At 46.0% G+C, this 12,114-nt stretch carries 11 protein-coding genes; all 11 read left to right on the forward strand.

Annotated elements, in window-relative coordinates; translation table 11 throughout:
- Positions 1–96 precede the first annotated feature (96 nt).
- The 11 genes from rplS to trmFO all read left to right on the forward strand — a co-directional run bounded on the left by rplS (position 97) and on the right by trmFO (position 12,056).
- On the forward strand, positions 97–441 hold the full coding sequence (rplS, locus tag CEF20_RS05685) for a 50S ribosomal protein L19 (RefSeq protein WP_100330891.1): 345 nt from the start codon (positions 97–99) through the stop codon (positions 439–441).
- Positions 442–566: 125 nt separating this feature from the next.
- Positions 567–1,103 (forward strand): signal peptidase I, encoded by a 537-nt coding sequence (gene lepB, locus CEF20_RS05690; RefSeq protein WP_100330892.1) that lies wholly within the window; start codon positions 567–569, stop codon positions 1,101–1,103.
- A gap of 34 nt (positions 1,104–1,137) precedes the next feature.
- Positions 1,138–1,995, forward strand: a complete 858-nt coding sequence (gene ylqF / locus CEF20_RS05695) for a ribosome biogenesis GTPase YlqF (protein ID WP_100330893.1) — start codon at positions 1,138–1,140, stop codon at positions 1,993–1,995.
- Between the two features lie 93 nt (positions 1,996–2,088).
- A complete protein-coding gene (locus tag CEF20_RS05700; protein WP_100330894.1) occupies positions 2,089–2,865 on the forward strand; it encodes a ribonuclease HII in 777 nt (258 codons plus the stop codon).
- A 14-nt stretch (positions 2,866–2,879) separates the two neighbouring features.
- A complete protein-coding gene (locus CEF20_RS05705) occupies positions 2,880–4,787 on the forward strand; it encodes a hypothetical protein (protein WP_100330895.1) in 1,908 nt (635 codons plus the stop codon).
- The gene (locus tag CEF20_RS05710) at positions 4,784–5,053 is read left to right on the forward strand and encodes an EscU/YscU/HrcU family type III secretion system export apparatus switch protein (protein WP_100330896.1); all 270 of its coding nucleotides are present in this window, start codon (positions 4,784–4,786) and stop codon (positions 5,051–5,053) included. The genes CEF20_RS05705 and CEF20_RS05710 overlap by 4 nt, the downstream gene beginning before the upstream one ends.
- A gap of 148 nt (positions 5,054–5,201) precedes the next feature.
- Positions 5,202–6,365 (forward strand): ADP-forming succinate--CoA ligase subunit beta, encoded by a 1,164-nt coding sequence (gene sucC / locus CEF20_RS05715; protein ID WP_100330897.1) that lies wholly within the window; start codon positions 5,202–5,204, stop codon positions 6,363–6,365.
- A 36-nt stretch (positions 6,366–6,401) separates the two neighbouring features.
- A complete protein-coding gene (gene sucD, locus CEF20_RS05720) occupies positions 6,402–7,304 on the forward strand; it encodes a succinate--CoA ligase subunit alpha (RefSeq protein ID WP_100330898.1) in 903 nt (300 codons plus the stop codon).
- A gap of 97 nt (positions 7,305–7,401) precedes the next feature.
- Positions 7,402–8,280 carry a DNA-processing protein DprA gene (gene dprA / locus CEF20_RS05725; RefSeq protein ID WP_100330899.1) on the forward strand — a complete coding sequence of 293 codons (879 nt, stop codon included), beginning with the start codon at positions 7,402–7,404 and terminating at the stop codon, positions 8,278–8,280.
- A 266-nt stretch (positions 8,281–8,546) separates the two neighbouring features.
- Positions 8,547–10,625 carry a type I DNA topoisomerase gene (topA, locus tag CEF20_RS05730; RefSeq protein ID WP_100330900.1) on the forward strand — a complete coding sequence of 693 codons (2,079 nt, stop codon included), beginning with the start codon at positions 8,547–8,549 and terminating at the stop codon, positions 10,623–10,625.
- A gap of 126 nt (positions 10,626–10,751) precedes the next feature.
- Entirely contained in the window at positions 10,752–12,056 is a 1,305-nt protein-coding gene (trmFO, locus tag CEF20_RS05735) for an FADH(2)-oxidizing methylenetetrahydrofolate--tRNA-(uracil(54)-C(5))-methyltransferase TrmFO (RefSeq protein WP_100330901.1), read from the forward strand.
- The last annotated feature ends 58 nt before the right edge of the window (positions 12,057–12,114 follow it).

The following is a 12,114-nucleotide window of genomic DNA, read 5'->3' on the forward strand; positions in this document are numbered from 1 at the left end:
TGGTTTGCGGCTATTCAGCCCAGACCCATTAAAACGGTGTTCCGCTGCGGCCGTATATAAACCGTTATGAGCATCTGTTAGAAGGAGAGGAATAGAATGCATAAATTGATTCAAGAACTTACTCAGGAACAGCTTCGCACAGATCTTCCGGCTTTCCGTGCTGGAGATACTGTCCGCGTACACGTTAAAGTTATCGAGGGTACTCGCGAGCGTATCCAGGTATTTGAAGGTGTGGTTATCAAGCGTCGCGGAGGCGGAATTAGCGAGACATTCACTGTCCGCAAAATTTCTTACGGTGTTGGCGTTGAAAGAACCTTCCCGCTTCATACACCAAAGATTGCTAAAATCGAAGTTATTCGCCGCGGTAAAGTTCGCCGTGCTAAACTTTACTATTTACGCAATCTGCGTGGTAAAGCAGCTCGTATTAAAGAAATCAGATAATCATACAACTTTTGTGAAGGGAGCTTGGAGACAAGCTCCTTTTTCAAATGAAAAACTCTTGCGGCTTTTCTCTAACGGAGACAACGTGATATGATAAAAGATATAAAATATAGGTGGTGGCAAATTTGGCAAAGGCAAAAAGCGAATTTTGGGAATGGACAAAAGCTTTTTTAATTGCAATTGGGTTAGCGGCAATCATACGTTACTTTATCATTGCGCCCATTGTAGTAGACGGAGAATCCATGATGCCCACATTGCAAAATGGAGACTGGATGATTGTAAACAAAATTGGCGAGCCGGAACGGTTTGACATTGTTGTTTTCCATGCTCCTGAAAATAAAGATTACATAAAAAGGGTCATTGGACTGCCGGGCGATACGGTCGAGTACAAGGATGACAAATTATATATAAACGGGAAATATTATGAAGAGCCGTATTTAGATGAATATAAAAAACAAGCGGGCGGCCAGCTGACTCCTGATTTCACGCTGGAGGAAATCATCGCCCGCAAGACCGTGCCGGAAGGAGAGATCTTCGTATTAGGGGATAATCGTCTAAGAAGCAAAGACGGCCGGCATATAGGAACGATCAGTATGGATAAGGTGGTTGGCGATACGAGTGTAGTGTTCTGGCCTTTAAACAGAATGCGTCTCGTAGACTGAACGGAATAAACATCGAAGAACGGAGGTGGCGCCTTTGACAATTCAATGGTTTCCCGGCCATATGGCCAAAGCCCGCCGGGAAGTAACGGAAAAGTTAAAGCTCGTAGATATTGTATTTGAATTAGTAGATGCTCGTCTTCCAATGTCATCGAGAAACCCGATGATTGATGACATCATTCAGCAAAAGCCAAGACTCGTCTTATTGAATAAAGCGGATATGGCGGACCCTGCATTGACCGCCAAGTGGCTGTCTTATTTTGAGCGGGAAGGAATCCGAGCGCTAGCGATTAATTCGCAAGCCGGCAGCGGGCTGCAAGCGATCAATAAAGCAGCCAAAGACATCCTGCGGCCAAAGTTTGAGCGCATGAAAGCGCGCGGCATTAAACCGCGGGCCATCCGGGCCATGATCGTCGGCATTCCCAATGTCGGCAAATCGACATTGATTAACCGTCTGGCGAAAAAAAACATTGCCAAGACGGGTAATATGCCGGGAGTAACAAAAGCCCAGCAATGGATTAAAGCCGGCAAAGAACTGGAACTTTTAGATACACCAGGGATTTTATGGCCGAAATTTGAAGACCAAGAGACCGGCTATAAGCTGGCGTTAACCGGTGCGATTAAAGATACGGTATTGAACTTGCAGGATGTCGCCGTCTTTGCTCTGCGCTTTTTAGAAGCGCATTATCCTCAGCGTTTAAAGGAACGTTTCCAGCTGGAGGATCCGCCTGAGGAAATCGTGGAGATCTTCAATCATATCGCAAAGCTACGCGGCTGTTTAACAAGCGGAGCAGAAGTCGATTATGACAAAACAACCGATTTGATTATCCGCGAGATCCGCGGCGAAAAGCTCGGAAAGCTCACTTTTGATATTCCTCCATCCCCATCTGAATAATAGAAACGATAAGGCCCCTCAAAAAGGGCCTTTATTTCATTTAGAAAGAACCGATATAAGAATAAACGCACTAGCCGATAGAAAGGAAGACAAATGACAAAGCCCATTTCTGAAATAAAGAAAATCATCAAAGAAATTGTATCTGAGGACGATCCCCGGCTGCAAGAGTGGCTGCAAGACCCTCGCAAAGGCGTTCAGCAGGCCGTACAGCAATGGTACAAAGCTCAGGAAAAAATGAAAAAAGAGCAAATGCAGTTCAAAGAAATGCTAACTTATGAAACCGGGTTATGGACTCAAGGGATCGAGCGTATCGCAGGGATTGATGAAGTGGGAAGGGGACCGCTGGCGGGGCCTGTAGTGGCCGCGGCGGTTGTTCTCCCCAGCGATGTTTACTTGCCGGGAATCAATGATTCTAAGAAGCTCAGCGCATCCAAACGCGAACGGTTTTACGACATCCTTATGGAAACAGCCGATGTGGGAATTGGCATCATCCCTTCCAGCGACATTGACCGGATCAATATTTATGAAGCGACAAAACTGGCAATGATCCAAGCGCTTGGGAAATTAAATGGACATCCAGAGTATTTGCTCATTGACGCAATGGAGCTGAACGTTCTCATTCGGCAAACCTCGCTGATTAAAGGAGATGCCAAAAGTGCGTCCATTGCAGCTGCTTCCATCATAGCCAAAGTGACAAGGGACCGTTTAATGAAAAAGTACTCTTTAACCTATCCTCATTTTGGATTTGATAAAAATATGGGGTACGGGACGAAGGAGCATCTAGCAGGATTGAGAGAGTTTGGCCCTTGTCCCATTCATCGCACAAGCTTTTCCCCAGTAAAAGAGATGATGGGACTGCTAAAAAACTGAAGGTGGTGTGAAATATGAATATCGGACAAGTAGGAGCCGGTTCAGGACAGCTGAAAGCAGAAAAGCCGCTTGTGATGCGCGAGGGCCAGATCTTTGCGGGAAAAATTGCTAAAATGCTCCCTCATGGCTTTGCGGAAATCGAGGTGGGCACGAGCAAACTTATTGCTAAGCTAGAAGTGCCGCTGCAGCAGGGAGAACGCTACTGGTTTCATGTTCATTCCTTGGCAAACGGGCTTGAGGTCAAGGTGATTTCTCCCCCCGCTTCTGCAAAAAGCTCTCTTTCCAAGCTGGCGGAAACACTTTTGCAGCAGCTTTCCATTCCAGTGACCAAAGAAAACAAAGCATTGGCGGAACAAATGATTCGTGATCAAATACCGCTTACAAAAGAGAAGATTATTCAAGCCGGAAAATGGCTGGAAGACACAGGGGTTTCTCGGGGGATGTCGATCATTAAAACGATGCTGGACCGGTCGTTTCCATTTACAAAGGATGTATTTCAATCTTTAGCAAGCGCTCAGTCTCCTGCAAGCTTCCATCAGCTGAGCAAAGAGCTGGTAACGGCTCTCAAGCAGCTTGCTGATCCGCCTGCTTCAGCTCAGCGTTTAATGAAATTGCTGGATGAAACACAGATGCCGCTTTCCAAAAGCATTGCGCATCGCATTCTATCCGCAGTCGTGGATGCGCTTGTTCTGCCGGGAAAACCAGCGGCAGAACAAGCCGCGGCACTTCAGCTGTTAAAGTCATGGGGAGTGATTCCGGCAAACGCTCAAAGCTTGGATATGGCACTTTCCGGGCTTTTGCATAAGCCGGAGCTCACTGTCCGCCAAGAGACTCCTGTTACCTCAAACGAACGAATGCTGACCGCAAAAAAGGCAGCTATTGAAGCCACTGTAGCGGAATTGAGAGCGGCCGTCCGTCAGCTAGTCAAGGAACCGACAAACAAGGAAGCGCTGCAAAGCTTGCTGCAAGCTTTGCAGCAATTATCCGGCCGCCCGTCAGGATCGGGAGAGCAAATGCCAGAGATTCCCCGGCTTGTGGCCAGCGTGAGGGAGCATGGCTTCAAGTCGGAACAAGCGGCTGCCGTTTTTAAGCTGGCTGCAAAGCTGATTGTGGAAAATGACAATCTGTCTGTCAGTCTTCGCCAGCTGGATGCATTATTTCAGCAAGAGGAAGGGATGCTGCTTCGTGAAGTGCGCCGGCAAGCGCAAACGGCGGGAATCCAGTCACCCGCAACGCCGCTCAAAGCAGAAGCCTGGTTCCAGCAGCTGGTGGTGAGCGCCGAACAGCAGGCCCATCAGCAGCTGGCCGGGAAGGATGCGCTCGCGCTGATCAAGGAAGCCTTTCAGCGTCTGGGTGTTGATTTAGAATCGCTGCTTGGAGCTAAAGGAAGGGAAAATGCGGATTTCGAGCAAATGATTAAGCCGCAGCTATTGCGCCTGATGGCGGAAGGCGTTCCGGCTTCTATTAAAGATGCAGCTGAGCAAATGCTCGGCCGAATCAATGCCCAGCAGCTTCTATCGGGCGATAATGGGCCAATGCAGCAGCTTGTTATGCAAGTGCCCGTACACTTATTCGGCTGGCAAACGGATTTAACACTGCAATGGTCAGGAAAGAAAACCGAGCGGGATCAGTTGGATCCCAGTTATTGCCGGGTGCTGTTTTATTTGACTTTAGAAAACATTCGGGAAACGGTGATTGACATGCAAGTGCAAAATCGGATTATCAGCTTGCAGATCTTCAATGAAACCGATGGGCTGAAAGCCGCAGCTGAGCCGTTTATTCCGGCTTTAAAAGCAGGGATGGAAAAGCGGGGCTACCAGCTTTCAAACGTTCAATTTAAGAAGCCAAAACAAGCACACGTCGCTCCGATGGCTGAAGTTATGCATGAACAACCGTATGCGGGAGTGGATATTCGCGTATGAAAAATGAAGAGAAAAGAACGCAGGCAGCTGCTCTTTCTTATCGCCCGGAAAGTCATGCGCCAGTGCTGCTAGCAAAAGGAAAAGGGAAAATAGCGGACAGCATCATCGCCAAGGCGATAGAGCATAATATTCCCGTACAGGAGGATCCAAATCTTGTGGAGTTATTGGGAAAGCTGGAAATCAATGAATCCATTCCTGAAGAGCTGTATCAAGCTGTTGCTGAAGTTTTTGCTTTTATTTACCGCCTTGATCAGGAGAGGAAATGACAGGATTTGGACCTTCTGTTTCCTTCTGTCACTTAAAAATTGAATATTGAGATTATGGACAAAATAAGTTCAAAATCTGGACATAATTTCCGAGTTTATATACAATGGAAGCGCAGTCTACTTTTTGAGATTGATAGGAGGATGGAGTATGAATATCCATGAGTATCAAGGTAAAGAAATCCTCAGAAGTTACGGGGTTGCCGTTCCGAACGGCAAGGTTGCGTTTTCTGTAGAAGAAGCAGTGGCAGCTGCGAAAGAATTGGGGACAGACGTTTGCGTAGTGAAAGCCCAAATTCACGCGGGCGGCCGCGGAAAAGCTGGCGGTGTAAAAGTAGCAAAGAGCATTGATGAAGTACGTACATATGCGGATGAAATTTTAGGCAAACAGCTTGTTACTCATCAAACGGGTCCTGAAGGCCAAGAAGTGAAGCGCTTACTTATTGAAGAAGGCTGCGATATTCAAAAGGAATATTACCTTGGTCTTGTTCTGGATCGCGCCACTTCGCAAGTCGTTTTAATGGCTTCAGAAGAAGGCGGGATGGACATTGAAGAAGTAGCGGCAGCAACGCCTGAGAAAATTTTCAAAGAGTATATTGACCCTGTTTTAGGCTTGATGCCATATCAAGCTCGCCGCATTGCATTTAGCATGAATATACCAGCAAAGTTAGTGAATAAAGCAGTGAAATTTATGATGGGCCTTTACACAGCGTTCATAGAGAAGGATGCCTCTATCGCAGAAATTAATCCGCTAGTGGTAACCGGAGACGGCAACGTAATGGCTTTGGATGCAAAATTCAACTTTGATTCCAACGCTTTATTCCGTCATAAAGACATTGTAGATTACCGTGATTTAGAAGAGGAAGATCCAAAAGAAATCGAAGCGTCCAAATACGACTTAAGCTATATCTCGCTTGATGGAAATATCGGCTGCATGGTGAATGGAGCGGGGCTTGCGATGGCAACGATGGATATCATTAAGCATTACGGCGGCGATCCGGCCAACTTCCTGGATGTTGGCGGTGGCGCAACAGCTGAAAAGGTAACAGAAGCCTTCAAGATCATTCTTTCTGACAAGAATGTGAAGGGCATCTTTGTGAACATCTTCGGAGGAATTATGAAATGTGACGTCATTGCAACCGGCGTAGTGGAAGCTGCTAAGCAAGTTGGCCTCAGCGTGCCGTTAGTCGTTCGCTTAGAAGGAACAAATGTTGATTTAGGGAAGAAGATTTTACGCGAATCGGATATCGATATTGTTGCTGCTGAATCCATGGCCGACGGTGCAGAAAAAATTGTTGAACTAGTGAGCAAATAACATCAGATAGTTGATAATAGAAAGGCAGGTATAGGCATGAGTGTATTTGTAAATAAAGATACGAAAGTAATCGTTCAAGGTATTACTGGTTCTACGGCTCTTTTTCATACGAAACAAATGCTTGAATACGGCACCAAAATCGTTGGCGGAGTAACCCCGGGAAAAGGCGGCACAGAAGCAGAGGGAGTGCCTGTATTTAACACCGTGAAAGAAGCGGTTGAAAAGACTGGAGCCAACGCTTCGGTTATTTATGTTCCTGCTCCGTTTGCAGCCGATGCGATTGTGGAAGCTGTAGATGCTGAGCTGGACTTAGTCATTTGCATTACGGAACATATACCTGTATTAGATATGGTGAAAGTAAAGCGGTATATGAAGGATAAGAAAACCCGCTTAATCGGACCGAACTGTCCTGGAGTCATTTCACCTGGCGAATGTAAAATCGGCATCATGCCCGGCTATATTCATACGAAGGGGCATGTTGGCGTCGTTTCCCGTTCCGGCACCTTGACGTATGAAGCGGTTCACCAGCTCTCACAAGCCGGAATCGGTCAGACTTCCGCAGTAGGAATCGGCGGCGACCCTGTCAATGGCACGGATTTTATTGACGTGCTAAAAGCGTTTAATGAAGATCCGGAAACAAAGGCTGTTATTATGATTGGCGAGATCGGAGGAACAGCTGAAGAAGACGCGGCTCGCTGGATTAAAGAGAACATGGATAAACCAGTTGTCGGATTTATCGGCGGCCGGACAGCCCCTCCAGGAAAGCGCATGGGTCATGCAGGAGCGATTATTTCCGGAGGCAAGGGTACTGCTGATGAGAAAATCCGCGTGATGAATGAATGCGGAATCGCGGTAGCTGAAACACCGGCTGTCATGGGTGAGACATTAATCAAAGTGCTGAAAGAAAAAGGCTTATACGATGAGTGCAAAACTCATTAATCGATGAGGGAAACCTGAATAAATCCTGTCAGAATTGCAGCTTCTCGCTATGATGGCCGAGAAGCTGCTTCTGCTGTATATTAGGAGGCGATATTAGTTGAAGGAAGTAGCCAAAAGAATCATTCATTTGCAGCATTGCCGCAAAATAGGATGGAAGTCCATCTTTAATTTATTAAAGCAGGATTCGCGGTTAGAAAACTTATACCATTATTCAGCACCTCAGCTTTCCTCTCTGTTAAATCTCCCGATTACAGAAGCAGCTTCCATCAGACATCAGCTCCATCACCAATCCATGAATGCTATCCTAACAGAATACCATAACCAAGGCATCTCGTTTATTCCTCTTTTTAGCAAGCAATATCCTAAGCTCCTGCTAACGCTTCCGCAGCCGCCGTGGGGGATTTATGCGGCTGGCGATCTATCCTTGCTGCAAGCTAGCCGGAAGCTGGCGATTGTCGGAGCCCGCAAGGCGAATGAATACGGAGCCCGAGCCATTCAAATGCTTATGCCTGATTTAGTCGCTCACGGCTGTGTCATTGTCAGCGGACTGGCTAAAGGGATTGATGCGATGGCTCATAGGGAAGCGATCAAATGCTCGGGTCGTACTATAGCCGTCATTGCCGGAGGCTTCTACCATCTTTATCCGGCTGAAAACAAGCGGCTTGCCAGTGAGATTATCCGTTCTCATCTGCTTTTATCAGAGTATCCTCCCTGCACTCGCCCGGAAAAATGGCAGTTTCCTGCAAGAAACCGAATTATCAGCGGCCTCTCCCTCGGTACGGTAGTCGTACAAGCAGGGAAAAGCAGCGGCTCTCTAATTACTGCTCATTGCGCATTAGAACAAGGGAGAGAAGTATTCTGCGTGCCGGGAATGATTACGGATCCTTTGTCGGCTGGGACAAACGACTTATTAAGCGATGGGGCTAAACTAGTCCGCAGCAGTGAGGATATTTTAAATGAAATTAGCAGAGAATAAGATTCATAGAATGCAGAGAAGAGGTGAATATCCGCTTCATGATTAGATTATTCTGGAAAGTTTTTTAAAAAAGGGTTGCATTTCTTCTCAATCTGTATTAAATTTTGCAAAAGAATCATCAATAAAAACGGACATCGAATAAATAGAGGATGCCAGGAACTAAACAATTGGAGAATAAATAAACGTAATTAATTGACAATCGTTATGAAGACAGCTAATAATGTTTGTTACATCTATTTATTTTCACCTCTAGGGGAGGTTTATGCATGTCGGATTATTTAGTGATAGTGGAATCCCCTGCAAAAGCAAAGACAATTGAACGCTATTTGGGGAAAAAATACAAAGTAAAAGCATCAATGGGCCATGTGCGCGATTTGCCTAAGAGTCAGATGGGCGTGGATATCGAAAATAAATATGAGCCTAAATATATTACAATTCGCGGAAAAGGTCCTGTATTGAAAGAATTGAAGACCGCAGCCAAAAAAGCGAAGAGAGTTTATCTCGCAGCAGACCCCGACAGAGAAGGGGAAGCGATCGCCTGGCATTTGGCCCACAGTTTAGATCTCGATACAGCTTCTGATTGCCGGGTCGTCTTTAATGAAATTACGAAGGACGCTATTAAGGAGTCGTTTAAGCATCCGCGTCCAATCAATATGGATTTGGTGGATGCTCAGCAAGCCCGCCGGATTTTAGACCGGCTCGTTGGGTACAACATCAGTCCGCTGCTGTGGAAAAAAGTAAAAAAAGGTTTAAGCGCCGGCCGGGTGCAGTCAGTTGCGTTGCGGTTAATCATTGACCGGGAGAAAGAAATCCAGAACTTTAAGCCGGAAGAATACTGGACGATTGATGCCCAGTTCTTAAAAGGAAAACATCAATTCCAAGCTTCCTTTTACGGCAAGAATGGAAAAAAAGTATCCTTAAAGTCCGAGCAAGAAGTAAAGGAAATACTTAGTGCTATTCAGGGGAATGAATTTGAACTGGCCAGCGTGACGAAAAGAGAGCGGAGAAGAAATCCAGCTCCGCCCTTTACGACTTCTTCCCTTCAGCAGGAAGCAGCCCGCAAGCTGAACTTCCGGGCGAAGAAAACAATGATGCTGGCGCAGCAACTATATGAAGGAATTGATCTGGGGAAAGAAGGAACCGTCGGTTTAATCACCTACATGAGAACGGATTCAACAAGAATTTCGGACATTGCTCAAAAGGAAGCTTACGAATACGTTTCTTCTATTCATGGCAAAGAATACACAAAAACATCGGAAACGAAAAAAGACAAGAAGCAAGCAAAGGCGCAAGACGCCCATGAAGCAATCCGTCCGACGAGTGTAATGAGAGAGCCAAGCAGTCTGAAGGAATTTTTGTCACGCGATCAGCTAAGACTGTACAAGCTGATTTGGGAACGTTTCCTGGCGAGCCAAATGGCAGCTGCTATTATGGATACGGTGAGTGCGGATATTGTCAATGGTGACATCACTTTCCGGGCTACTGGTTCAAAGTTGAAATTCCCAGGATTTATGAAGGTATACGTAGAAGGCACGGATGACGGACAAGAAGAGAAGGACAGGCAATTGCCTCATTTAGAGAAAGGCGATAAGGTGCAGTCTTCTGATGTTGATCCGAAGCAGCACTTTACGCAGCCGCCTCCAAGATATACGGAGGCAAGGCTGGTTAAGACGCTGGAAGAGCTGGGAATTGGCCGGCCTTCAACCTTTGCCCCAACGCTCGATACGATTCAGAAACGGGGATATGTAGCGCTCGACAATAAGCGTTTTATTCCGACAGAGCTCGGTGAGATCGTTTATGATTTGCTGGCGGAATTTTTTGCAGATATAATTGATGTGGAATTTACAGCGAAGATGGAAAAGGATCTAGACGGAGTGGAAGAAGGCCGAGTCGAATGGATACAGATAATTGATGAATTTTATAAAGGATTTGAGAAGCATTTAACTAAGGCTGAGGAAGAAATGGAGCAGGTGGAAATAAAGGACGAACCAGCTGGAGAGGATTGTGAGAAATGCGGCAGTCCGATGGTGTTCAAAATGGGCCGCTACGGTAAATTCATGGCTTGCTCTAATTTCCCGGATTGCCGCAACACAAAAGCCATTGTAAAGGAAATCGGCGTTAAGTGTCCGAAGTGCAAGGATGGGAATATAATAGAAAGAAAAAGTAAAAAAAGACGGATTTTTTACGGATGCGATCAATTTCCTGAATGCGAGTTCCTTTCTTGGGATAAGCCGATTGAGAGAAAATGTCCGAAGTGCGAGCAGATGTTAGTAGAAAAAAGACTCAAAAAAGGCGTCCAAATCCAATGCACAAATTGTGACTATAAAGAAGAGACGCAAGCTTAAAAGCGGGTTCCCCCGCTTTTTTATGCTTTTTTAACGCATTTAGCTTTTTTTATAAGAATGTCTGTTGTACAATGCTTTAGGGATCTAAATGTGCGCGCTATTAATAGTACAGGAGGTTATTGCAATATGGAGCAAACGGTTAATGTAATCGGTGCCGGTTTGGCGGGGAGCGAAGCGGCTTTTCAAATAGCGGAAAGAGGAATAAAGGTTCATTTATATGAAATGCGCCCGGTGAAACAAACTCCTGCTCATCATACAGATAAATTTGCGGAGCTCGTTTGCAGCAATTCATTGCGTGCGAATGCATTGACAAACGCGGTCGGTGTGTTAAAAGAAGAGATGAGACGTTTAAATTCTGTTATTATATCAGCAGCCGACGATTGTGCGGTTCCTGCTGGAGGGGCATTGGCAGTGGATCGCCATGAATTCGCCGCGAAAGTGACAGACCGCGTCAAGAATCATCCGAATGTAACGGTGTTCCATGAAGAAGTGACGGAAATTCCGGAAGGGCTGACGGTCATTGCCACAGGCCCTTTGACGAGCGAATCATTATCGCAAAAGCTAAGAAATGTAACGGGAGAGGATTATTTATATTTTTACGATGCAGCCGCTCCTATTTTGGAAAAAGACAGCATAGATATGAATAAGGTGTATTTAAAATCTCGGTACGATAAAGGGGAAGCCGCTTATTTGAATTGTCCAATGACCGAGGAGGGATTTGACCGTTTTTATGAAGCGTTAATATCTGCGGAAACCGTGCCTTTAAAAGAATTTGAAAAAGAAATCTTTTTTGAAGGATGCATGCCCATCGAGGTGTTAGCAAAGCGCGGCAAAAAAACGATGCTGTTCGGACCGATGAAGCCAGTTGGCCTAGAGGATCCGAAAACGGGTAAGAGGCCGTTTGCTGTTGTTCAATTGCGTCAAGATGATGCTGCGGGAACGCTATATAATATCGTCGGCTTCCAAACGCATCTTAAATGGGGACCTCAAAAAGAAGTCATTCGGCTGATTCCTGGTTTAGAGCAGGCAGAGATCGTCCGTTACGGCGTGATGCACCGCAATACGTTTATCAATTCGCCAAAGGTTTTGAAGGCAACCTATCAGTTCAAAGAGAATGACCGGCTGTTTTTTGCTGGCCAAATGACAGGTGTAGAAGGCTATGTGGAATCGGCAGCCAGCGGATTGGTGGCCGGCTTAAATGCAGCGCGCCTGGCACAGGGGAAAGCTCCGGTTGTACCGCCTGCCGAAACAGCGATAGGAAGCATGGCCCGCTATATTACTGCCGCCAGCGCGAAGAATTTCCAGCCGATGAATGCAAATTTTGGTTTATTCCCTGAACTTTCTGTCAAAATTAAAAATAAGAAAGAACGGTACGAAGCCCAGGCTGCCCGCGCTTTAGAAACAATTCGAACTTTTGTGAAAAGTTTGTAAACTTTGTTGTCAGGTCTACCAGAGTATGGTACGATTTAGTAGCCTTTATGGGGTGTTG

Origin of the sequence: Bacillus xiapuensis, assembly GCF_002797355.1 — a bacterium.
GTDB lineage: Bacteria > Bacillota > Bacilli > Bacillales > Domibacillaceae > Bacillus_CE > Bacillus_CE xiapuensis.